The sequence below is a fragment of the Azospirillum thermophilum genome, from assembly GCF_003130795.1.
GTDB lineage: Bacteria > Pseudomonadota > Alphaproteobacteria > Azospirillales > Azospirillaceae > Azospirillum > Azospirillum thermophilum.
Genome location: NZ_CP029358.1, coordinates 339533 through 361056 on the forward strand (window position 1 = coordinate 339533; position 21524 = coordinate 361056).

The 21524-nt window shown below is 70.3% G+C and carries 20 protein-coding genes; 5 read left to right on the plus strand and 15 right to left on the minus strand.

Features of this window, described 5'->3' with window-relative positions; all coding sequences use genetic code 11:
* Positions 1-34: 34 nt before the first annotated feature.
* From DEW08_RS29280 to ald, 11 genes are all read right to left on the minus strand, one after another.
* Entirely contained in the window at positions 35-514 is a 480-nt protein-coding gene (locus tag DEW08_RS29280) for a flavodoxin family protein (RefSeq protein ID WP_109334030.1), read from the minus strand.
* A gap of 69 nt (positions 515-583) precedes the next feature.
* Entirely contained in the window at positions 584-1156 is a 573-nt protein-coding gene (locus DEW08_RS29285; RefSeq protein WP_168220554.1) for a BLUF domain-containing protein, read from the minus strand.
* 159 nt (positions 1157-1315) lie between these two features.
* The gene (locus DEW08_RS29290; protein WP_109334034.1) at positions 1316-1669 is read right to left on the minus strand and encodes a DUF1488 family protein; all 354 of its coding nucleotides are present in this window, start codon (positions 1667-1669) and stop codon (positions 1316-1318) included.
* A 224-nt stretch (positions 1670-1893) separates the two neighbouring features.
* The gene (locus DEW08_RS29295; protein WP_245987079.1) at positions 1894-3612 is read right to left on the minus strand and encodes a methyl-accepting chemotaxis protein; all 1719 of its coding nucleotides are present in this window, start codon (positions 3610-3612) and stop codon (positions 1894-1896) included.
* A gap of 337 nt (positions 3613-3949) precedes the next feature.
* The gene (locus DEW08_RS29300) at positions 3950-4303 is read right to left on the minus strand and encodes a DUF6867 family protein (protein ID WP_109334038.1); all 354 of its coding nucleotides are present in this window, start codon (positions 4301-4303) and stop codon (positions 3950-3952) included.
* Between the two features lies 1 nt (position 4304).
* A complete protein-coding gene (locus tag DEW08_RS29305) occupies positions 4305-5015 on the minus strand; it encodes an ABC transporter ATP-binding protein (protein WP_109331976.1) in 711 nt (236 codons plus the stop codon).
* Between the two features lie 4 nt (positions 5016-5019).
* Entirely contained in the window at positions 5020-5952 is a 933-nt protein-coding gene (locus DEW08_RS29310; protein ID WP_245986982.1) for an ABC transporter ATP-binding protein, read from the minus strand.
* Between the two features lie 47 nt (positions 5953-5999).
* Entirely contained in the window at positions 6000-7508 is a 1509-nt protein-coding gene (livM, locus tag DEW08_RS29315) for a high-affinity branched-chain amino acid ABC transporter permease LivM (protein WP_109331975.1), read from the minus strand.
* Between the two features lie 4 nt (positions 7509-7512).
* Positions 7513-8418, minus strand: a complete 906-nt coding sequence (locus DEW08_RS29320) for an ABC transporter permease subunit (protein ID WP_109334040.1) — start codon at positions 8416-8418, stop codon at positions 7513-7515.
* Positions 8419-8622: 204 nt separating this feature from the next.
* The gene (locus DEW08_RS31430) at positions 8623-8784 is read right to left on the minus strand and encodes a hypothetical protein (RefSeq protein ID WP_168220555.1); all 162 of its coding nucleotides are present in this window, start codon (positions 8782-8784) and stop codon (positions 8623-8625) included.
* Between the two features lie 385 nt (positions 8785-9169).
* Positions 9170-10294, minus strand: a complete 1125-nt coding sequence (gene ald / locus DEW08_RS29330) for an alanine dehydrogenase (protein ID WP_109334044.1) — start codon at positions 10292-10294, stop codon at positions 9170-9172.
* Between the two features lie 150 nt (positions 10295-10444).
* Here ald and DEW08_RS29335 point away from each other — a divergent pair, with 150 nt between their 5' ends.
* Positions 10445-10924 carry an Lrp/AsnC family transcriptional regulator gene (locus DEW08_RS29335; protein ID WP_109334046.1) on the plus strand — a complete coding sequence of 160 codons (480 nt, stop codon included), beginning with the start codon at positions 10445-10447 and terminating at the stop codon, positions 10922-10924.
* Positions 10925-10932: 8 nt separating this feature from the next.
* On the opposite strand, the gene DEW08_RS29340 is transcribed toward DEW08_RS29335, so the two are convergent.
* Complete coding sequence (locus DEW08_RS29340) at positions 10933-11847, minus strand: LysR family transcriptional regulator (RefSeq protein WP_109334048.1); 915 nt, start codon at positions 11845-11847, stop codon at positions 10933-10935.
* 431 nt (positions 11848-12278) lie between these two features.
* Here DEW08_RS29340 and DEW08_RS29345 point away from each other — a divergent pair, with 431 nt between their 5' ends.
* Positions 12279-14615 (plus strand): xanthine dehydrogenase family protein molybdopterin-binding subunit, encoded by a 2337-nt coding sequence (locus DEW08_RS29345; protein WP_109334050.1) that lies wholly within the window; start codon positions 12279-12281, stop codon positions 14613-14615.
* A gap of 116 nt (positions 14616-14731) precedes the next feature.
* Complete coding sequence (locus tag DEW08_RS29350; RefSeq protein ID WP_109334052.1) at positions 14732-15505, plus strand: EAL domain-containing protein; 774 nt, start codon at positions 14732-14734, stop codon at positions 15503-15505.
* Positions 15506-15536: 31 nt separating this feature from the next.
* Here the strand turns inward: DEW08_RS29350 and DEW08_RS29355 are convergent, their stop codons facing one another.
* Together DEW08_RS29355 and DEW08_RS29360 are read right to left on the minus strand one after the other, a co-directional pair.
* Positions 15537-18527, minus strand: a complete 2991-nt coding sequence (locus DEW08_RS29355; RefSeq protein WP_146214785.1) for an EAL domain-containing protein — start codon at positions 18525-18527, stop codon at positions 15537-15539.
* A 214-nt stretch (positions 18528-18741) separates the two neighbouring features.
* Positions 18742-19299 carry a GNAT family N-acetyltransferase gene (locus DEW08_RS29360; protein ID WP_109334056.1) on the minus strand — a complete coding sequence of 186 codons (558 nt, stop codon included), beginning with the start codon at positions 19297-19299 and terminating at the stop codon, positions 18742-18744.
* A gap of 95 nt (positions 19300-19394) precedes the next feature.
* Between DEW08_RS29360 and cysQ the strand changes: the two genes are divergently transcribed.
* Together cysQ and DEW08_RS29370 are read left to right on the plus strand one after the other, a co-directional pair.
* Entirely contained in the window at positions 19395-20168 is a 774-nt protein-coding gene (gene cysQ, locus DEW08_RS29365) for a 3'(2'),5'-bisphosphate nucleotidase CysQ (protein ID WP_109334058.1), read from the plus strand.
* A 6-nt stretch (positions 20169-20174) separates the two neighbouring features.
* Entirely contained in the window at positions 20175-21029 is an 855-nt protein-coding gene (locus DEW08_RS29370; RefSeq protein WP_109334060.1) for a ferritin-like domain-containing protein, read from the plus strand.
* On the opposite strand, the gene DEW08_RS29375 is transcribed toward DEW08_RS29370, so the two are convergent.
* A complete protein-coding gene (locus DEW08_RS29375; protein WP_109334062.1) occupies positions 20951-21484 on the minus strand; it encodes a MarR family winged helix-turn-helix transcriptional regulator in 534 nt (177 codons plus the stop codon). The genes DEW08_RS29370 and DEW08_RS29375 overlap by 79 nt on opposite strands.
* Positions 21485-21524: the final 40 nt, after the last annotated feature.

Genomic DNA, 21524 nt, shown 5'->3' on the forward strand with positions numbered 1-21524 from the left:
CGCCGCAAACCACCCCGCCGCAAACCATCCCGCCTCAGAACACCCCGGCCTCCAGCCCCGCCGCCATCAGCAGGCCCAGCTCCTCGCAGCGGGCGGCGAACCCCTCCTGGAAGGGGCCGCGCAGGACCAGCGGCTCCTGCACCGGGCGCCAGCGCAGCCCGGTGGCGATCGTGGCGACCGCCCGGCAGGTGCCCGTGCCGTCCTGCCCGGCCCGGACATAGAGCGCATAGGGCCGCCCCTGGGTCCGTTCCAGGCACGGGTAATAGATGCGGTCGAAGAAATCCTTCAGCGCGCCGCTCATGTAGCCGAGATTCTCCGGCGTCCCCAGGATCAGGGCATCGGCGGCCAGCACATCCTCCGGCCCCGCCTGCAGCGGAGCGACGGCGCGGCAGTCCACCCCCTCCACCTCCGGCGAGCGGGCGCCGCGCAGCACGGCGTCGCACAGCAGCCGCGTGTTCTCCGAAGGGCAATGGGCGACGATCAGAAGACGCTTGCGCGCCGGTTCCGGGTCCATGGACGCCACCTCTCCGCCGGGGCTGGCTGTGGGGATCTCCGACTTCAATACCCGACCCGGCCGGCGATCTCACCCGTTTCCGCCGCGCGGCGGCTCGACCCAGGACTCGGCCCAGGGCTCGGCCCAGGGCTCGGCCTCCATCGCCCAGGGCGCACCGCGCCGGTTCGGCAGCAGCGGGATGGCGCCGGGACGCCGGCCGCGCACGATCGGCGTCACGTCCTCGATCACGCAGGCATGCAGATAGGCGCGCAGCAGGACCTGGAAGGAATAGTCGCGATCGGCCGACCGCTCGGCGAATTCCCGCCCGTCGACCCGGCGGCCGAAGACCGCGCGCTGGAACAGCGGCCCGTCGAACGGCCCGATGTTCATCGCCCAGAATCCGAAGACCGGCGACCGCCTGTCCATGTCGCGCTCCAGGATCCGGATGTTCTCGTGGCGGCCGTCGGCGGCGATCCGCCCGAACAGCGGCTCGACCCGCTCCGGCTCGCCCTCCAGCACCTGCAGGAAGGTCCCTTCGAAATGCACCAGGAAGCCGGTGATCCCGCCATCCCGGTTGTTGTAGGCGCTGGTCAGCGCGATTTCCGCCAGTTCGAGCATGGACGGCGGGCGCAACGCCTCGCTGCGATACATCAGGGACATCATCGCCCACCTCCCGACCCGAGACCACCCCTCCATTGGGCCGGCGATAACGCAGTAGAGACAATGCCGTCATAGTGCATATGACCGGAGAATTTCTATGGACGGCGAAGCCAGTACTTGGCGCCCCCCGATTCTATAGTATGCAAACGAATATGCCGCGGGTCAGTTTACTCGCCGGCCCGCCCCGGCGCCGGCTGTCCCGGTGTCGGTTGCTTCCGCCGTCATGGCGCGGCCGACGTCGCGGCTGGTCAGGTGCAGGCTGGCATCCGGCGGCAGGCCGCGCCGCGCGATCTTGTCCGCCGCGGCCCGTTCGAAGGCCGGGCGATGCAGGCGGAAATAGGCGAGGCATTCCGCCGCCGCCGGTGGCTGCCCCCCGCCGATCAGGGTGCGGAAGGCCAGCCGGTGCACCGCGCACCGGCCGTCATGGCCGGGCGGGCGGAAGGCCAGCGCCTCGATATCCTGCCGCCAGACCGGCTGGCCGTCCCCGGTCCCTGCGGCCCCGGTCCCAGTCTCCACTGTCGCTGTCCCGATTACGGTGTGAAGTCCTTCCCCAGACCGGCGGGTCGCACGGTGGCGGGATCATGGGAAGCGCCGCCGGCCTTGGCAAGCGCCGCGTGAGCGGCGGCGGCGGGCAGCGAAGCGCGGGAGGGTCCGCCGTCATCGTCCGGCAGACCCTGCCAGACCCTCCCCCGGTCCGGCCGCGTCTGAGCAGGCCCGGTCCCGGCGCCTGCCGGGCGCCGTCAGGCCGCCTGGGCGGCGGTGGCCTGGGAACGGACTTCGGCCAGGAAATGGTCGACTTCCGCGGCCAGCGACCGCGCCTGGTCGGACAGGCCCCTGGCGGCGGCGAGCACGCTGCCGGCGGTCTCTCCGGCGGCCTCGGCCGTCTGCGCCAGGGCGGCGATGGTGCTGGAGACGCCCTGGGTGCCGAGCGCCGCCATCTCCACCGCGCGGGCGATCTCCCGCGTGGCCGAGTTCTGCTCCTGCACCGACTGGGTGATGGTGCCGGCGATCGAGTCGATCTCGGTGATCGTGCTGCCGATCGAGCCGATGGCGGAGGCGGTCTCCTTGGTCACCGTCTGCATCGCCGCGACATGGGCGGCGATCTCGTCGGTGGCCTTGGCGGTCTGGTCGGCCAGCCCCTTGACCTCCGTCGCCACGACGGCGAAGCCCTTGCCGGCCTCCCCGGCGCGGGCGGCCTCGATCGTCGCGTTCAGCGCCAGCAGGTTGGTCTGCTTGGCGATGGCGTGGATCAGCTCCACCACCTGCCCGATGCGGTCGGCGCTGGTGATGAGGGTCTGCACCGTCTCGTTGGTCTGGCCGGCGCGCCGCACCGCGGCCCCGGCGATCTGGGCGGAATGGCCGACCTGCTCGGTGATGCCGCCGATGGAGCTGGCGAGCTCGGTGGCGGCGGCGGCGGCGGAGCGGACGTTGGACTGGATGTCCTCCGACTCGCGGACCACCGTCCTGGAGCGGGTGGAGGTCTCCTGCGTGACCTCCGCCATCTGGCCGGCATTCTCGGCCATGCCGGTGGAGGCGGCGACGATGCCCTCGACCAGGCGGGCGACCTTGTTCTGGAAGCGGTCGGCGAGGTCGAGCAGGGCGGCGCGCTTCTCCTCCTCCGCCCGGGCGGCCGCCTCGGCCTGCTCGGCATGCAGGCGGCGGATGGCGGTGGCGTTGTCGCGGAAGATCTGCAGCGCGCCGGCCATTTCGCCGATCTCGTCCGCCCGGTCGGATCCGGGAACGGCGATGTCGGTGTTGCCCTGCGTCAGCGCGCGCATCGCCGCCACCCCGGCTCGCAGCGGGCGCAGCACGACGCGGCCGAGCAGAACGTTCAGCAGGACGATCTGCACCACCAGCGCGATCAGGCAGACCGCCACCTGCTTGCGCATCTGGTCCCAGATGGCGTCGATCTGCTTTTCCATGCCCCAGGCGATCTGCAGGGCGCCGACCAGCCGGTTGCTCTTGCCGCTGACCACCGGCACCGCGACGATGACCTGCCCCTTGGCCGAGCGGACCTGCGGACCCTGGCCGGCCAGCACGGCGTCGGTCATGTCCTTGTCCGCCGCCAGATCATAGGCGGCGAAGCGCTGGTTGGCGTAGTTGAGCAGCACCTCCGCCTTGGTCACCGCGCGGACGGAGGTGAGCTGCACCTCCTCGGACCCGGCGAGCGGCAGGAACTCCTGTTCGATGGCGTTGCCGTCGTTGCCGACGAAGCCGATGCGCACGGCATTGGCGATCATGTCGGTCTTCACGCGGGCGTCGTGCGCGGCCAGCCGGACCGCGTCGTCATACTGCATGGAGGCCTGCAGCCCCATGATGGCGATGAAGCCGCCGACGATGGCGACGACGAACGCCGCCGTAACCTTGCGCCCGACCGTCCAGAACTGGCGGGTCCGGAAGCGGGCCGGCCAGGACGGCCGGCGGCGGGACCCCGTGTCTCCTTCGCTCATTGTGCGCATGGGCGATGAACCCCTCCTGCGGGTACAAGCCATCACGGGGACCGGATCGCCGGTCCCTCACCGTTTCATCGGGTGCCGGCCCCCCGCCGGCATGTCTCGAATGTCATCGGCTTGGTCTGCTGGATCGCCGCCGGCCGACTCGGCGCGGATCCTGTTCCTGGCCTCGACCTATGCAGGGCGGATGCCACTCCGACCTACCGGAGTATGGTGTCGTGCTTTTGCGACTTTTGTCGAGGGGGGTTGCCCCCGATAATGGCATTGGTTCAGCAAACTCCGGCGTTTGCACAAGAAACGGGCATCGGGCTGCTCGGAATCCCGCCCCATGCCCGCATCCTGCTCAACCGCGCGCCGGTGAGCGCTCCCGCCAGGCGAAGGGTCCGGCCGGCTCGTACAGCCACGGGTACTGCTGGACCATGCGGCGTGCGATGGCCATGCGGTAGGCGGTGAGGGTGATGGCGCCGATGATCAGCGTGTTCACCAGGAAGCCGGCCGGCGACAGCAGCGGCTCGCCGAACAGGCCGAACATCAGGAAGCGGTCGCCCAGGCCCAGCAGCACCGAATAGGCCACCGCCACCCACGCCGGCTTCCACCCCTCCGCCAGCGTCTGCCCGGTCAGGATGCCGCAGCCGCCGAACACCACAACCGTCAGGCCGATCAGCTCGGCAAGGCTCGACCCGAGAAGCGTCTCCATCTCAGTGCCCTCCCTCCAGATAGGCGGCCCGCACCTCCTCGTTGGCCAGAAGCTCCGCCCCCGTCCCGCTCAGCATGATCCGCCCCGTCACCATCACATAGCCGCGGTGCGCCAGCTTCAGCGCGTGGTAGGCGTTCTGCTCCACCATGAACACCGTCATCTTCTGCTCGCGGTTGATCTCCCGGATCGCCTGGAAGATCTGCTTGACGATCAGCGGCGCCAGACCCAGCGACGGCTCGTCCAGCAGCAGAAGCCGCGGCTGGCTCATCAGCGCCCGGCCGATCGCCAGCATCTGCTGCTCGCCCCCCGACATCGTCCCCGCCCGCTGGCCGATGCGCTCCTTCAGGCGCGGGAACAGCGTCAGGACCCGCTCCAGCTCCGTGGCGAAGCTGCCGGGCTTGGCCGTGATCGAGCCCATCTGCAGGTTCTCCAGCACCGTCATGCGCGGGAAGATCCGCCGCCCCTCCGGGCTCTGCGCGATGCCCCGCCGCACGATCTCGTGCGTCGGCAGCCCGGTGATGTCCTCGCCCTCGAACAGGACCCGGCCGCTGCGCGCCCGCGGGCTGCCGCAGATCGTCATCAGAAGCGTCGACTTGCCCGCCCCGTTGGCGCCGATCAGCGAGACGATCTCGCCCGACCCGATCTCGATGTCGACGCCCTTCAGCGCCTCGATCGCGCCGTAGAAGGTGTGTACCCCCGATACCCGAAGCATCGCCTCACGCCCCCTTTCCGGCTGCCGTCGTCCCGGCCGCCCCGCCCGTGTGGATGCCGCCGTTGTGGGCCCCGCTGGTGTTGGCGAGGTCCGCCGCCACCTCGGGCGGCAGCTCCTCGTCCTCCTCCTCGCCGAGATAGGCGCGGATCACCGCCGGATCGCTCTTCACCGCCGCCGGGTCGCCGTCGGCGATCTTCCGGCCATAGTCCAGCACCACCACATGGTCGGAGATGCGCATCACCACGCTCATGTCGTGCTCGATCAGCAGAACCCCGGTGCGCTGGCCCGACGGCGTGCGGGTGTCGCGGATGAAGGTCAGGATCTCCGCCAGCTCCGCCGACTCGCGCGGGTTCAGACCCGCCGCCGGCTCGTCCAGGCACAGCAGCACCGGCTCCGAGCACATGGCCCGCGCGATCTCCAGGCGGCGCTGCGCCCCGTAGGGCAGGTTGCCCGCCTCCCAGTCGGCGTACTCGGTCAGCCGCACCCGGTCGAGCCAGTATTTCGCCAGCTCCACCGCCTCGGCCTCCGCCTTGCGGTAGACCGGCAGCCCGAGCAGCCCGGCGATGGTGAAGCCCGAGGCGCGCAGCAGCTTGTTGTGCTGCGCCACGATCAGGTTCTCCAGCACGCTCATGCCGCCGAACAGCCGGATGTTCTGGAAGGTGCGCGCCACCCGCGCCTTCTGCGCGATGCGGTAGCCCGGCATGCGCTCCAGCAGGAACTCCCGACCGTCGGGATGGCGCAGCGTCAGCCGCCCCACCGTCGGGGTGTAGAAGCCGGTGACGCAGTTGAACAGCGTCGTCTTGCCCGCCCCGTTGGGGCCGATCAGCGCGGTGATCTCGCCGGCCCGCGCGGTGAAGGAGACGTCGTTGTTGGCCACCAGACCGCCAAAGCGCATGGTCAGGTGCTCGACGCTCAGCAGAGGCTTGTCGCCCGTCATCTCGCCCATCGTTTCCGGGGTCATCTCGCGGCTCGTCGTCCGGGCGCTCATCGCGCGGCTCCCGCCGAAGCGGCCTTCCTGCCGTGCAGCAGGATCGTCGGGTCCCGGTGGGCCAGCAGGCCGCGCGGGCGCCACAGCATGATCACCACCATGCCCATGCCGAAGGCCAGCATGCGGTAGTCGGCCAGCTCGCGGAACGCCTCGGGCAGGCCGATCACCAGCAGCGTCGCCACCACCACGCCGATCTGGCTGCCCATGCCGCCCAGAACCACGATGGCCAGGATGATCGCCGACTCGATGAAGGTGAAGCTCTCCGGGCTGATGAAGCCCTGGCGCGTGGCGAAGAAGGAGCCGGCGAAGCCGCCGAACATCGCGGCGATGGCGAAGGCCGCCAGCTTCATGTTGGTCCGGTTGATGCCCAGCGAGGCGCAGGCGATGTCGTCCTCGCGCAGCGCCTCCCAGGCGCGGCCCAGCGGCAGCTTGCGGATGCGCAGCGTGAACAGGTTGACCACCAGCGCCAGCACCAGGATCAGGTAGTAGAGGAAGATGATGCGGTGCAGCGAGGAGAACTCCAGCCCGAACATCTCGTGGAAGGCCAGCATGCCGTCGGCCGGCGTGCGCGAGAAGTCGGCGATGCCGAAGAAGCTCGGCCGCGGAATGCCCGAGATGCCGTTGGGGCCGCCGGTGAACTGGTACCAGTTGACCAGCACGATGCGGATGATCTCGCCGAAGCCCAGCGTCACGATGGCGAAATAGTCGCCGCGCAGCCGCAGCACCGGGAAGCCGAGCAGCACCCCCGACAGCGCCGCCAGCACGCCCGCCAGCGGCAGGCACAGCCAGAAGCTCAGCCCGAAGTAATGCGCCAGCAGGGCGTAGCTGTAGGCCCCCACCGCGTAGAAGGCGACGTAGCCGAGGTCGAGCAGCCCGGCCAGCCCGACCACGATGTTCAGCCCCCAGCCCAGCATGATGTAGGTCAGCAGCAGGATGCCGATGTCGACGAGCTGGCGGTTGGCCAGCGGCGTCAGCGGGAAGACCAGCGCCGCCAGGATGGCGATCGGGCCGATCCAGCGCGAGGCGTGCTGCACCTTGGCGGCGATGCGGTCCATGCGGCGGTCGCGCTCGGCCTGCGACAGCTTGGAGCGGTGGGTGGTCAGCGTCAGCAGGGCGCGCAGCGCGATGACGCCGCCGCCGGCGATCAGCACGACGCTGAGCATCTGGGTCGGCATCGGCAGGACGAAGCCGGCCGCCGCCGCCGCCAGCCCGAGCAGCAGCACCGGCAGCGCCAGCCCGCTGCGGATCAGCCCGAGGCCGAGGCGGCCGAGGAAGACCAGCGCCACCGCGGCGGCGACCTCGGCCGGCCGCGCCTCGAGCCCCAGCCCGGTCGGGCGGTCGACGGTGCGCAGGCCGATCATCGGCACGGTGAGCAGGAAGGCGACCAGCGCCGCCAGCGCCGACTCCCTGAGGAGCGCCGGCCAGTCGGCGGTCTCCGGCCGCGAGGCGGAAGCGGGGGCGGACACGGCCGGGGAGGAGGCGGGAGTGGAGGGATTGCTGCTCATGCTCTCACACCTTCTCGATTTCCGGCCGGCCGAGCAGGCCGGTGGGGCGGAAGATCAGGACGAGGACGAGGATGGAGAAGGTGGCGACGTCCTTCCACTCCGAGCCGACATAGCCCGACCAGAAGGCCTCGATGAAGCCGATGACGACGCCGCCGAGCATGGCGCCGGGCAGCGAGCCGATGCCGCCGAGCACGGCGGCGGTGAAGGCCTTCACCCCGGCGAGGAAGCCGATGTAGAAGTCGATCACGCCGTAGATCAGCAGCACCATCATGCCGGCGACGGCGGCGAGTGCCGCGCCCATGACGAAGGTCAGGGAGATGATGCGGTCGACGTTGACGCCGAGCAGGCCGGCCATCTTCTTGTCCTGCTCGCAGGCGCGCTGGGCGCGGCCCAGCGAGGTGCGGTTGATCAGCATGGTGAAGCCGACCATCAGCGCCAGCGTGATGAGGATGGTGGCCAGCCGGACGTAGCTGACCGAGACGGCGCCGTCCATCAGGGTGAGGTTGCCCGGCAGGATGGGCTGCAGCGGCTTGGAGCGCGCGCCCTGGACGAGCTGGACGTAGTTCTGCAGGAAGATCGACATGCCGATGGCGGAGATCAGCGGCGCCAGCCGCGGCGAGGAGCGCAGCGGCCGGTAGGCGATGCGCTCGACCGTCCAGCCGTAGACGCTGGTGAACAGCATCGAGGCCAGCAGCATGACCAGCAGCGCCAGCGGCACCCAGGTGATGCCCAGCGCGCCGATGGCGAGAAAGGTGATCAGCGCCACGAAGGAGCCGATCATGTAAATCTCGCCGTGCGCGAAGTTGATCATCCCGATGATCCCGTAGACCATCGTGTAGCCGATCGCGATCAGGCCGTAAATCGCTCCAAGCGACAGCCCGTTGATCAGCTGTTGTGTGAAATACTCCATAAGCCGGGCTCCCAGCCTCCCAGATGACCGAGGGTTCGATACGGAATGCGCTGATTCGGTGGCGTCGCGTGCAGCGGCGAGGTCCCAACCCTGGACGTGCGGGGGGCACATCCTGAGGTCAAGGCAGGGGACGCGCGGAACCCCGCCGCCGCACCCGGTGACGACCCGGGAGGCCCGCCGGTCGCCCGGGGGCCGCGCCACGGGTCAGTGACGCTGGTGCAGGCTCTCCCCGGCGCCGGCTGATGGCGCCGTGGTCGCGATGGCGTGCACGGGAAATCCGGTCGAAATGCCGGGAGCGGAGGGGATCAGGTCGTTCCGGCCCATCCGGCGCCCCCGCTGCCTGACGAAAGCCGCGTCGTCGAACATGGTCAACAAGCTCCCCCTCATGCGTGGCGGATCGGGCCGCCGCGCCTGTCCAGCCGGGATGTTCGAGTCATCCGGCAGACTCCACGTGTCGCCATTGCATCGACCGAAGTCAGGCAGACTCCCCGCCCGGTTCGGTCAAGTCGGTGCCAGCACCGAACTTTACCCTGTTCTTCGCTTTTCTTTAGAGCTTGCCGCGGCCGTCTAGGGCCTGCGACAATTGTAGCCCTTTTTCTTGTCACAGACACGTAAAGCAAGTGCGCGCTTTGACGCAATACCCTGTTTCGATTCCGCGAAAAAAACAACAAACGTTCAAATTGTGGCGGCGGCATCCGATGAAAATTCTACGGACGCCGCCGTCCGCGATAGAAAGTTCGGAATCGCCGGTTTATCCGCCGAGCAGGCTGCGCGGGTCCGCGAAGGGATGGCCGAGCGCTTCCGCCACCGCCGCATGAGTCACCCGGCCGTCATGGATGTTCAGCCCGGCCAGCAGGTGCGGGTCTTCCGCCAGCGCGCGGCGCCAGCCCTTGCCGGCCAGCGCCCGGGCAAACGGCAGGGTGGCGTGGTTCAGCGCCTCGGTCGAGGTGCGGGCGACCGCCCCCGGCATGTTGGCGACGCAGTAATGGACGATGCCGTCCACGATGTAGGTGGGGTCGGAATGGGTGGTGGCGTGGCTGGTCTCGAAGCAGCCGCCCTGGTCGATCGCGACGTCGACCAGCACCGACCCGCGCCGCATGGCCGGGAGCTGCGCGCGCCGCACGAGCTTCGGGGCGGCGGCCCCGGCGACCAGCACGGCGCCGACCACGAGGTCGGCCTCGGCGACCAGCCGGTCGAGCGCGTCGGCCGAGGCGTAGACCGTCTTCAGCCGCGGCCCGAACAGGTCGTCGAGCTGGGCGAGCCGGTCGACGGAGCGGTCGGCGACCACCACGTCGGCGCCCAGCCCCATCGCCATGCGCGCGGCGTTGGTGCCGACCACGCCGCCGCCGATCACCAGCACCTTGCCCGGCAGCACGCCCGGCACGCCGCCGAGCAGCACGCCGGAACCGCCGTTGCTCTTCTGCAGGGCCACCGCGCCGACCTGGATCGACATGCGCCCGGCGATCTCCGACATCGGCGCCAGCAGCGGCAGGCGGCCGCGGGCGTCGGTGACCGTCTCATAGGCGACGGCGGTGCAGCCGCTGTCCATCAGCAGCCGGGTCTGCTCCGGGTCGGGAGCGAGGTGGAGATAGGTGAAGAGAAGCTGGCCGGGGCGCAGCATGCGGCATTCGGCCGGCTGCGGCTCCTTCACCTTGACGATCATCTCCGCAGTTGCGAAGATGTCGGCGGCGCTGTCGGACAAGTCCGCCCCGGCCGCGCGGTAGTCCTCGTCGGAAAAGCCGATCCCGGCTCCGGCGCCCGACTGTACCGTCACCCTGTTGCCGTCCGCCGTCAATTCGCGGACGGAGGCCGGCGTCAGGCCGACCCGGTACTCGTGGTTCTTGATTTCCTTTGGAACGCCGATGTGCGTGGCCATGGGACCCTCCAGATACTTCCGGCGCGTTGACTATATCGTAGACCTACTATAGGCCTCGCGAACATCGACAATCTCTCCAAACATCTGCATGATTCAGCCATAATGGGCCGCTGCGTTCGCAGCTTCCGCCGCCTTTTCGAACGATGTTGCATGCACAGCCTGGACAGCCTGGACCGCAAGATCATCCGCCTGCTGCGCCGGGACGGCCGGATGAGCAACGCGAAGCTGGCGGCGGAGGTCGGGCTGTCGCCCTCGGCCTGCCTGCGCCGGCTGCACATGCTGGAGCATTCCGGCGTGATCCGCGGCTACACCGCCATCGTCCAGGAGGAGGACGAGGAGCGCTCGGTCGTCGTCATCGTCCAGATCACCATGGAGCGGCAGACCGAGGATTACCTGCGGCGGTTCGAGACGGCGGTGCGCCGCTGCCCGGAGGTGAAGGAGTGCTACCTGCTCTCCGGCACGTCCGATTACCTGCTGCGCATCGTGGCGCTCAACGCGGTGGACTATGACCGGATCTACAAGGACGTGCTGTCGCGCCTGCCGGGCGTGCTGCGCATCCAGTCGAGCTTCGCGATCCGCAGCGTGATCCGCCCCGGCGCGCCGCATCCGGTGGACGAGCCCGCGGACTGACCGTTTCGCTACCGCCAGCCGCCGCCGATCGTCATGCCGGCCAGCAGCTCGCGCAGGATGGTCTGGGCGGCGCGCGCCGCGGCCGGCAGCGGCCGGCCCGAGGCGTGGGCGAGATGGATGCTGCGGTCGATCTCCGGCTCGACGATCGGCACGCTGACCAGCCGCGCCGCGTCCGGGCCGTAGCGGGCGACGCGCTCCGACAGCACGGTGTAGCCGCAGCCCTCCGCCACCAGCGACTTGATCTGGTCGAGCGCGTCGATCTCCATCACCACGGTCGGCTGGCCGCGGGCGAGCAGGGCGGCGCGCTCCACCTCCTCGCGCACGCCATGGGGGCGGCCGGGCAGGATCATCGGCAGGTCCAGCGCCTGCGCGAAGGGGATGGCGCGGCGGCCGGCCAGCAGCGGGTCGGCCAGCGGCCCGACGAGGTGCAGCGTCTCGCGCGCCACGAACTCCGCCGTCAGGCCGGACATGTCCTCCGCCCCGAAGACCAGGGCGAGGTCGAGCTGGCCGGACAGCACCCATTCCAGCATGTGGCCGGACAGCCCCTCCACCACCCGCAGCCGGATCGCCGGATGGCTGCGCCGCACCGCCAGCGCCAGCGGCACCGTCAGCAGCGGGCCGAGCGTGGTGGGGACGCCGACGGTGGCCGGGCCGGAGGGGGCGGATTCGACCGCCCGCACCTCGTCGCGCAGCATGTCCATCGATTCGACCAGGGCCGCCGCCCGCTGTGCCAGCCGCCGCCCGCTCTCCGTCGGCACAATGCCGCGGGCGGTGCGCAGGACGAGCTGGCAGCCGAACTCCTCCTCCAGCCGCTTCAGATGCAGGCTGAGCGCCGGCTGCGCCACCCGCAACGCCTCCGCCGCGCGGGAGACCGAGCCATGTTCGACGATCCCCAGGAAATAGCGAAGCTGCCGAACGTCCATCGCCCGTTCCCACCGCCATGCGATATCGCGGCGTTATGTGTCGGCGGGGAGCCATCGATTGTCAATATGCGCAGGGCCGGATGCAGGCCCCCGGCCCGTTTCCCGACCCGCCTTGCCGCCGGCCACGGTCACGGCTATCCTCGCCGGCATCAACGGCACGAACCGCGTCCGGACCTGTCCCGCCGTGCATCCCCTGCACAACGGCCGTACTCGTATGGTCCCCGCCAACCCGTTGAACTGGAACGGCAAAGCCTCCGCTCACGCCATTGTGCGCCGAACGGTTCGCGCACGACGCGCACAATCCGGCCCATACCGACGGCCCGGCTCATACCGACGGCCCGCCCCATACCGACGGCAGGGTTCCCCTTCGCCGGGCGGCGGCTTATCTTTGCGGGGTCAACGAACGGATCAAACCGGGGGACGGAAGCCTCATGAAGAAGTTCGGCATCGGCCAGGCGGTCACGCGGACCGAAGACGCCCGCCTCCTGACCGGCGGCGGCCGTTATACCGACGACATCTCGCTGCCCGGCCAGGCCTACGCGGTGTTCGTCCGCTCGCCGTACGCCTTCGCGGCGATCCGCGGCGTCGACGGCGCCGACGCCCTGGCCCAGCCCGGCGTGCTCGGCCTCTACACGGTCGCCGACCTCGACGCCGCCGGCATCGGCATGTTGCCCTGCCTGTCCGGCCTGAAGCAGCGCGACGGCTCCCCCTATGTCGCCACGCCGCGCCCGGCGCTCGCCCGCGGCTTCGTCCGCCATGTCGGCGACCCGGTCGCCGTCCTGGTGGCGGAGAGCCTCGACGCCGCCCGCGACGCCGCCGAGCTGGTGATGGTCGATTACGAGGAGCGCACCCCCGTCACCGGCACGCTGGAGGCGCTGGAGCCCGGCCGCCCGCTGGTGTGGGACGCCGCCCCCGGCAACCTCTGCTTCGACTGGGAGACCGGCGACGAGGCGGCGGTGGAGCAGGCGCTGGCCGGCGCGGCCCGCATCGTCGAGCTGGAGATCGTCAACAACCGCGTCGTCCCCTCCCCCATGGAGGGCCGCGCCTGCCTCGCCTCGGTGGAGGACGGGACGGGGCGGCTGGTCATCCATGTCACCAGCCAGGGCGTCCACGGGCTGCGCAAGCAGTTCTCCAGGATCTTCAACCTGCCGGAGGAGCGCTTCCGCGTCGTCACCACCGACGTCGGCGGCGGCTTCGGCATGAAGATCTTCAACTACCCCGAATATGTCGCCTGCCTCTTCGCCGCCCAGGCGCTCGGCCGGCCGGTCAAATGGGCGGCCGACCGGACGGAGGGTTTCGTCAGCGACGACCACGGCCGCGACCATGTCAGCAAGGCGCGGCTGGCGCTGGACGCCGACGGCCGCTTCCTCGGCCTGCGGGTCGACACCGTCGCCAATCTCGGCGCCTACCTCTCCAACTACGGCCCCTTCATCCCGACCGACGCCGGCTCGGCGATGCTCGTCGGCTCCTACACCACGCCGGCCGTCCATGTCCGGGTGAAGGGGGTCTTCACCAACACCCAGCCGGTGGACGCCTACCGCGGCGCCGGCCGGCCGGAAGCCGCCTATCTGCTGGAGCGGCTGATCGACCATGCCGGCCGCGTCACCGGCCTCGGCCCGGCGGAGATCCGGCGGCGCAACTTCATCCCGCCCTCGGCCATGCCCTACGCCACGCCGATGGGGCAGGTCTACGACACCGGCGACTTCCGGCGGAATCTGGAGGACGGCATCGCGCTCGCCGACCTCGCCGGCCTGCCCGCCCGCAAGGCGGAGGCCCGGGCGCGCGGCCGGCTGCGCGGCGCCGGGCTCGCCACCTACATCGAGGCCTGCTCGGGCGGCGGGCCGGAGCAGGCGACCGTCCAGGTCAACGCCGACGGCCGCGTCGTCCTGATGATCGGCACCCAGACCAACGGCCAGGGGCACGAGACCGCCTACAAGCAGATCATCGCCGACCGGCTGGGCGTCCCGCCGGAGGACGTCGAGGTGATCCAGGGCGACACCGACCGCGTCTCCTGGGGAAGCGGAACCGGCGGCTCGCGCTCCGTCCCGGTCGGCGGCGCGGCGCTCGCCGAAGGCGCCGCCAAGGTGGTGGACAAGGCCAAGCCGGTCGCCGCCGACCTGCTGGAGACGGCGGCGGTGGACGTGGAGTTCGCCGACGGCCGCTTCACCATCGTCGGCACCGACCGCGGCGTCTCCCTCAAGGAGGTCGCCGCCAGGGCGGCCCGCGACAATCCCGCCGGCGAGGGGGGCATCGCCTTCTCCGAGATGGCGCGCTGGACGCCGCCGGCCAACACCTTCCCCAACGGCTGCCACGTCGCGGAGGTGGAGGTCGATCCCGAGACCGGCGTGGTGGAGCTGGTCGCCTACAGCGTCGTCGACGATTTCGGCACGGTGGTCAACCCGCTGCTGGTCATGGGGCAGGTCCACGGCGGCGTCGCCCAGGGGCTGGGCCAGGCGCTGCAGGAACGGGTGGTCTATGACCCGGACAGCGGCCAGCTCCTCTCCGGCTCCTTCATGGACTACCAGATGCCGCGGGCGGTCGACCTGCCGCCGATCGCCATCAAGCTGAACTGCGTGCCCTCCACCACCAACGCGCTCGGCATGAAGGGGGCCGGCGAGGCCGGGGCGATCGGCGCGCCGCCGGCCATCATCAACGCGCTGGTCGATGCGCTGTCCGACCACGGCATCGCCCACATCGACATGCCGGCGACGCCGGAAACCGTCTGGCGGGCGATCCGGCGGCACCGGGTGGGGCTGGCGGCGGAATAGCCGCCGCCCCCGCTCCACCGGCGGCGGCCCGCCGCCGGGCCGGTCCTTTACCGAAAAATTAGGGAAATTCCGTCAGCCCTTTTCCATCGGCGTGGGGACGGAAGGCGAGGCGGCACATGACGGGCGGAACGGCAGACGGGATGCGGCAGGGCTGCGGCGGCCAGTGCGCCGAGGCCCTGCCCTTCGACTTCACCATGGCCTTCCAGCCGATCGTCGATCTCGCGGCGGGCGGCGTCTGGGCGCACGAGGCGCTGGTCCGCGGGCCGGACGGCCAGGGGGCCGGCTGGGTGCTGGGGCAGGTCACCGACGCCAACCGCTACGCCTTCGACCAGGCCTGCCGCGTCCGGGCGATCGAGCTGGCCTCCCGCCTCGGCACCGGCGACGCCCGGCTCTCCATCAACTTCCTGCCGAACGCCGTCTATCAGGCGGAGGCCTGCATCCGCGCCACCCTCGCCGCCGCCGCCCGCACCGGCTTTCCCACCGACCGCATCGTCTTCGAGGTGACCGAGGGCGAGCAGGTCACCGACCGCGAGCATCTGAAGGGCATCTTCCGCGAATACAAGCGCCAGGGCTTCCTGACCGCCATCGACGATTTCGGCGCCGGCTATTCCGGCCTGAACCTGCTGGCGGAATTCCAGCCGGACGTCATCAAGCTGGACATGGAGCTGACGCGCGGCATCGACGGCGACCGCACCCGGCGCAGCATCGTCAAGGCGGTGCTGTCGCTGTGCACCGACCTCGGCATCACGCCGGTGGCCGAGGGGGTGGAGACCGCGGCCGAGGCGCGGGTGCTGCGCGACCTCGGCGTGACGCTGATGCAGGGCTACCTGTTCGCCCGGCCAGCCTTCGAGTCGCTGGTGGACGGCCCGGACCTCGGCGCGCTCGCCTGAAGAGCCCGCCGCCGACCGGCAGGCCGCCGCCTCAGTGGCCCTGGCGGGCCGGCATGCCGATGACGGTGCCGTGCTCGTCCAGCAGCGGCAGGGCAGGCCGCCGCTTCTCCCAGCCGGCGATGAAGGCTCCGAGCTGGTCGGCCGGCAGCGGGCGGCTGACGAAATAGCCCTGGATCAGGTCGCAGCCCAGGCGCGACAGCGCCTCCCACTGGGCCAGATCCTCGACCCCCTCCGCCACCACCGTGTGGGACAGGTCGCTGGCGATCCGCAAGATGGAGGCGACGAGGTTGCGCGCCTCCGGCTTCTCGGTCACCTCGTCGATGAAGCCGCGGTCCAGCTTCAGCGTGTGGATCGGCAGGCGGCGCAGGTAGGTCAGCGACGAGTAGCCGGTCCCGAAATCGTCGAGCGCGATCTGCACCCCCGCCTTGCGCAGCTCCGTCAGCTTGCCGACCGCCGTATCGAGCGAGCCGATCACCAGCGATTCGGTGATCTCAAGCTGCAGGTTGGCCGGCGGCAGGCCGGTGCGCTCCAGCACCTCCAGCACCTGCCGGACGAAGTCGTGCTGCGAGAGCTGGACGACCGAGACGTTGACGCTCATCTTCAGGCCGGTCATGCCCGTCTCGATCAGGGCCATCGCCTGCCGGCAGGCCCCCTCCAGCACCCAGAGCCCCAGCGGGATGATCATGCCCGTCTCTTCGCAGGCCGGGATGAAGCGGGCGGGCGACACCGGCCCCAGCTCGCGGTCGGTCCAGCGCACCAGGGCCTCGAACCCCAGGATGGCGCCGTTGCGGGTGGCGACCTGCGGCTGGTAGTGCAGCGAGAAGGCGTTGCTTTCCATGGCCGTGCGCATGCGCGACAGCAGCCGCACCCGCTCCACCACGTTGCGGTTCATCTCCGGCGTGAACATCGACACCCGGCCGCGACCGCCGTCCTTCGACCAGTACATGGCGGTGTCGGCATTCTGCAGCAGCTCGTCGAAGCTGCGGCCGTCCCAGGGATAGCGGGCGACGCCGATGCTGCTGGTGACGAAGAAGTTCTGCCCCTCGATCACGAAGGGGGCCCTGAAGCTCTCCTCGATCCGCCGGCAGACGCCCTGGATGTCGCCGGCCGCCTCGCCCTCCAGGACGATGACGAATTCGTCGCCGCCCAGCCGCGACACCATCACCCCCTCGCCGGCCAGCGCCTTCAGCCGCTGCCCGAAGGCGACCAGCAGCCGGTCGCCGGCCTTGTGGCCGAAGGAATCGTTGATGAACTTGAAATTGTCCATGTCGAGGAACAGCAGGGCGAGGTCGTGGCTGGCGGTGTCCATGTGGCCGCTGCTGATCCAGGCGTCGACATGCTCCGACAGCCGCACCCGGTTGGGCAGGCCGGTCACCTGGTCGAAATGGGCCATGCGGTCCAGCCAGGCCTGCCGCTCCCGCTCCGCCGTGATGTCGGTGTAGGAGCCGGCCATCACCACCGGCCGCCCCTGCTCGTCGAACAGCGCCTTGCCGGTCGCGCAGAGCCAGACCAGATGGCCGTCGCGGTGGCGGATGCGGTACTCGGCCCGGTACTCCGCGGTGTCGCCGCGCAGGTGGCGCAGGAGCTGGTCGGCCGCCCCCGCCCGGTCGTCGGGGTGGACCAGCGCGTCCCAGGCCTGCATCCGGGTCAGGCTCTCCGCGTCATAGCCCAGCACCTCGCGCACCCGGCCGGACAGGCTGCGTTCCTCCGACCGCACGTCCCAGCTCCAGATGATGTCGCGCGCCGCCTCGGCGATCAGCCGCAGCCGCTGCTCGCTGCGCTTCAGCTCGGTCTGGCTGGCGGTCAGCTCGACGACGCTGTCCTGCAGCCGGACCCGCGAGGCGATCAGCGCGGCGTTGGCCCCCTGTAGCGCCCTCTCCGCCCGCAGGCGCTGGCGCACCACCAGCGTCAGCCACACCACCAGCGCGCTCAGCAGCAGCAGCGCCGCGGCGACCGCGATCACCAGCGACCGGTAGGTCTCGACGAAGGAGAAGGGCTTGTTGACCACCTGGTCCAGCCGCGAGAACCCGTCGAGCGGCAGGCCGTAACGCTCCGCCTGCCGGTAGTCGATCACGCGCCGGGTGACGTCGGCGGCCTGGAGCGGCAGCGCCTCCACCCTGGCGCCGGACAGCACCTGCCGGATGAGCTGCCCCACCGCCGCCCGGTAGCGGTCGCCGTCCAGCAGGCTGCCGCCGGTCAGGCCGTACTTCAGCAGATAGCTCTGCAGCCCGAAGATCGGCACCGCGCTGCCGGCGCTCATCAGCTCCAGGAACCGGCCGTGCGGCAGGTTCAGCCCGCCGGCCTCGGGGGAATAGGCGATGAACAGGGCGAAGCTGTCCGGTCCCAGGCCCGCCAGCTTCTGCCGCAGCGCGTCGATCGGCAGGTCGGACAGCGTGTGCAGGGTCAGCGGCACGCCGATGCCGTCGATGACCCGGCGCAGGGCATGCTCGGTCTGCAGCGAGGTCTCGGTGTCGTCCCGGATCAGATAGACGTTCCGGTAGGCCGGATTGGCCTCCAGCGCCATCCGCAGCGTCCCTTCGATGTCCTTGGCCTCGTAGACGCCGGTCAGGTTGGGCGGGTTGCCCAGCAGGGTCGGCGCCCCGGCCTTCACGCCGCTGAACAGGATGGGGATCTCGTTCCCGAAGATCTTCGGCCTGATGCGCAGCGCGAAGGACAGCGCCGCATCGTCGGTGGTGACGATCAGGTCGACGATCTTCGCGGCGAAGCGCTGCCGCAGCAGATCCTCCATCGCGTCGAGGCTGGAGACCTCCGGATAGCGCTTCCAGTCGAGATAGTAGATTTCCTGGACCGAGTCCGGGGCGAAGGCGTTGATCGCGTCCGAGATGCCGTCGGCCTGCAGGTCGGTCCAGTCATGCCCGATATGGTAGGAATGCAGGATAAGGATCCGGCTCCTGCTCTTCGCGTCCAGGGCAGTGGCCGGTTGTGTCAGGCAGCCCAGGATCAGGAAGGCGGCAATCGCCGCAAAGACGTGGATGGCCAGCGCGGGGACCCGGAGCCGCAATCTTTCCGGCATGTCGCACCCCCCATCTCCTCCACTCTTCAACCGCTCTGCAGTCGACAAGAGAATGGAAGATCCACTATTACAACCTGATCCGGTATCATTACCCCTTTAGATTTTTATGTGATTCGCTGCGGCGTCAACCGGAAAGTCCGGAGTGGTCGTCAGGAGGTTCACTTATTCACCTCCTGTTTAACTCTGTTAACGGGTGGCGTTTTTATGAAGGCGGGACATTTTCTTTTGGAAAGGCCGCAAGAAGATTGCCCGGAGTCTGCACGACCGGCGCCGTCATATAGGTCATGCCGCCGCCATAGGAGGCGAGCTTCGCCTGCAACGCCTCGCCGCCGCCGCGGTAGGGGGTGAAGCCGGCACGGTCCCAGAAGCCGCGGGCCGGCGGCGTGGAGGTGAGGGCCAGCGTCGCGAAGCCGGCGCCGGCCGCGATGGCGTGGGCCGCGCGCAGCGCCGACAGGCCGAGCCCCAGGCCGCGCGTCTCCGGCAGCAGCGCGACGTCGTGCAGGTAGAGACAGTCGGCATCGGCCGGCAGGCCGCCGAGCGGCGTGTCGAGCGGCGGCGGCCAGCCGACGCGGCCGGGATGCAGGACGGCATAGCCGACCGGCCGCCCCTCGTGCCAGGCGATCAGGCAGCCGGCGGGATAGAGCGCCAGCCGCTCGGCGAAGACCGACCGGTCTTCCGGATAATCGGGGTGGACCACCTCCGCAATGGCAAGCACCGCATCCAGGTCCGCTTCGCTCATCGGCCGCCAGGGCGCCGTCATCCGCCTTCTCCTTTGTGCAATCCCTTCAGAGCTTTCAGCCGGCCCGTCCGGCGCGCTATGGTGGGAGTTCGACCAATCCTCATGGAGAGCCCGACATGCCCCACGCCGCTGCCGCGAGCCTGCTGCCGACGGTCCGCACCATCGCGCACGAGGCGGGTCAGGTGATCCTGCGCTTCTACAACGACGGCATCGACGTCGCCACAAAACTGGACGGCAGCCCGGTGACGCAGGCCGACCATGCGGCGGAGGCGGTGATCGTGCCGGCACTGAACCACCTGCTGCCCGGCATCCCCGTGGTGGCGGAGGAGGCGACGGCCGCCGGGCACCGGCCGGACATCTCCGGCGGGCGCTTCTGGCTGGTCGACCCGCTCGACGGCACCAAGGAGTTCATCTCGCGCAACGGCGAGTTCACCGTGAACATCGCGCTGGTCGAGGACGGGCGCCCGGTGCTCGGCGTCGTCTATGCGCCGGCGACCGGCGACCTCTATGCCGGCGCCGGGCCGGGCACCGCCGTCCATTGGGTGGAGGGGCGCCACGACTACCCGATCCATGTCCGCCCGCGCCCGGCCGAGGGGCTGACCGTGGTGGCGAGCCGCTCCCACGGCTCCGGGCCGGCGCTGGAGACCTTCCTGGCCGGTTATCCGGTCAAGGAGCGGATCACCTGCGGCAGCTCGCTGAAGTTCTGCGCCCTGGCCTGCGGCAAGGCCGACCTCTACCCCCGCTTCGGCCCGACCAGCGAATGGGACACCGCCGCCGGCCATGCCGTGCTGATCGCCGCCGGCGGCCGGGTGGAGCAGCCGGACGGCAGCCCGCTGGTCTACGGCAAGGCCGACGTGCTCAATCCCGACTTCGTGGCGTATGGCTGGTAAGGACCGATGGTTGCGACGCTGAGCGAGGCGGCGGTCGCGGTGCTCACCACCGCGGCGCCGATGGAGAAGGTGCGGCTGACGCGGGAGTATGCCGCCGCCTGGCGCGGCGGCGCGCTGGCGGAGATCGGCGGCGCCGTCCCGCCCGACCGCCCGGCCCGGCCCGAGCGGCCGGAGCTGAAGCTGCCCCGCGACATGCCCAAGCGCGGGCGCGGCGGCACCCTGCAGAACCGCATCGCCCTGCTGCACGCCCTGGCGCATATCGAGCTGAACGCCATCGACCTCGCCTGGGACATCGTCTGCCGCTTTCCCGGCGAGGCGATGCCCAGGGGCTTCACCGACGACTGGATCGCCGTCGCCGACGACGAGGCCCGGCACTTCGCGATGCTGGAGCATCGGCTGAACCAGATGGGCGCGTCCTACGGCGACCTGCCGGCCCATGACGGGCTGTGGCAGGCGGCGCAGAAGACGGCGCAGGACCTGACGGCCCGGCTGGCCCTGGTGCCGATGGTGCTGGAGGCCCGCGGGCTGGACGTCACCCCCGACACGGTGCGCCGCCTGCGCGCGTTCGGCGACGACGAGAGCGCCGGCATCCTCCAGACCATCCACGACGAGGAGATCGGCCACGTCGCGGCCGGCCACCGCTGGTTCAGCCACCTGTGCCGGCGGCGCGGCGTCGATCCGGTGGCGACCTGGCAGGATCTGGTGCTGCGGAACTTCCGCGGCGGGCTGAAGCGGCCCTTCAACGTGACGAGCCGCGCCGCCGCCGGCTTCGGGCCGGAATTCTACGAATCCATCGCCGCGCCGGACCCGGCGGCCGGACCGACCAGCAGCGAGGGGTCGGACGGCGGATCGTCGTCGTAGCGGATCAGGTCCATCCAGGCCCGCTCCAGCCGGCGCAGCGTGCGGTAGGTCGTCTCCACCTCCGCCGCATCGGACTCGGAGCGCACCAGCGCGCCGGCCCGCAGCGCCTCCAGCCGCTTCAGCGCCTCGCAGACGGCAAGCCCGCGCTCCGACAGCCGCAGCCGCGCCGTGCGGCGGTCGCGCTGCGAGGCGGACCGGTCGACATAGCCGGCCTCGGTCAGGTGCTTCAGGTTGTAGGAGGCGTTGGAACCGAGATAGTAGCCGCGCTCCAGCAGGTCGCGGACCGACAGTTCCTCTCCGCCGATATGAAGAAGCATCAACGCCTGCGTCGGGCTGAGGTCGGTCACCCCCACCCGCGCGAGCTCCATCCGCAGCACATCCAGGAAACGGCGCGTGATGCTCTCCATGATGCGGCCAAGGTCGGTGTAGACCGCCGGGGTCGCGGCACTCTGCATGCTTCTGGTCCCAATTGCTCTCCGGGACGAAGGCGGACTC

What these genes read in the sequence shown, in the direction of transcription:
- DEW08_RS29280 (WP_109334030.1), bottom strand. Translation starts at nt 514, where the DNA reads ATGGACCCGGAACCGGCGCGCAAGCGTCTTCTGATCGTCGCCCATTGC.
- DEW08_RS29285 (WP_168220554.1), bottom strand. Translation starts at nt 1,156, where the DNA reads ATGATGTCCCTGATGTATCGCAGCGAGGCGTTGCGCCCGCCGTCCATG.
- DEW08_RS29295 (WP_245987079.1), bottom strand. Translation starts at nt 3,612, where the DNA reads ATGCGCACAATGAGCGAAGGAGACACGGGGTCCCGCCGCCGGCCGTCC.
- DEW08_RS29300 (WP_109334038.1), bottom strand. Translation starts at nt 4,303, where the DNA reads ATGGAGACGCTTCTCGGGTCGAGCCTTGCCGAGCTGATCGGCCTGACG.
- DEW08_RS29305 (WP_109331976.1), bottom strand. Translation starts at nt 5,015, where the DNA reads ATGCTTCGGGTATCGGGGGTACACACCTTCTACGGCGCGATCGAGGCG.
- DEW08_RS29310 (WP_245986982.1), bottom strand. Translation starts at nt 5,952, where the DNA reads ATGACGGGCGACAAGCCTCTGCTGAGCGTCGAGCACCTGACCATGCGC.
- livM (WP_109331975.1), bottom strand. Translation starts at nt 7,508, where the DNA reads ATGAGCAGCAATCCCTCCACTCCCGCCTCCTCCCCGGCCGTGTCCGCC.
- DEW08_RS29320 (WP_109334040.1), bottom strand. Translation starts at nt 8,418, where the DNA reads ATGGAGTATTTCACACAACAGCTGATCAACGGGCTGTCGCTTGGAGCG.
- DEW08_RS31430 (WP_168220555.1), bottom strand. Translation starts at nt 8,784, where the DNA reads ATGTTCGACGACGCGGCTTTCGTCAGGCAGCGGGGGCGCCGGATGGGC.
- ald (WP_109334044.1), bottom strand. Translation starts at nt 10,294, where the DNA reads ATGGCCACGCACATCGGCGTTCCAAAGGAAATCAAGAACCACGAGTAC.
- DEW08_RS29335 (WP_109334046.1), top strand. Translation starts at nt 10,445, where the DNA reads ATGCACAGCCTGGACAGCCTGGACCGCAAGATCATCCGCCTGCTGCGC.
- DEW08_RS29340 (WP_109334048.1), bottom strand. Translation starts at nt 11,847, where the DNA reads ATGGACGTTCGGCAGCTTCGCTATTTCCTGGGGATCGTCGAACATGGC.
- DEW08_RS29345 (WP_109334050.1), top strand. Translation starts at nt 12,279, where the DNA reads ATGAAGAAGTTCGGCATCGGCCAGGCGGTCACGCGGACCGAAGACGCC.
- DEW08_RS29350 (WP_109334052.1), top strand. Translation starts at nt 14,732, where the DNA reads ATGACGGGCGGAACGGCAGACGGGATGCGGCAGGGCTGCGGCGGCCAG.
- DEW08_RS29360 (WP_109334056.1), bottom strand. Translation starts at nt 19,299, where the DNA reads ATGACGGCGCCCTGGCGGCCGATGAGCGAAGCGGACCTGGATGCGGTG.
- cysQ (WP_109334058.1), top strand. Translation starts at nt 19,395, where the DNA reads ATGCCCCACGCCGCTGCCGCGAGCCTGCTGCCGACGGTCCGCACCATC.
- DEW08_RS29370 (WP_109334060.1), top strand. Translation starts at nt 20,175, where the DNA reads ATGGTTGCGACGCTGAGCGAGGCGGCGGTCGCGGTGCTCACCACCGCG.
- DEW08_RS29375 (WP_109334062.1), bottom strand. Translation starts at nt 21,484, where the DNA reads ATGCAGAGTGCCGCGACCCCGGCGGTCTACACCGACCTTGGCCGCATC.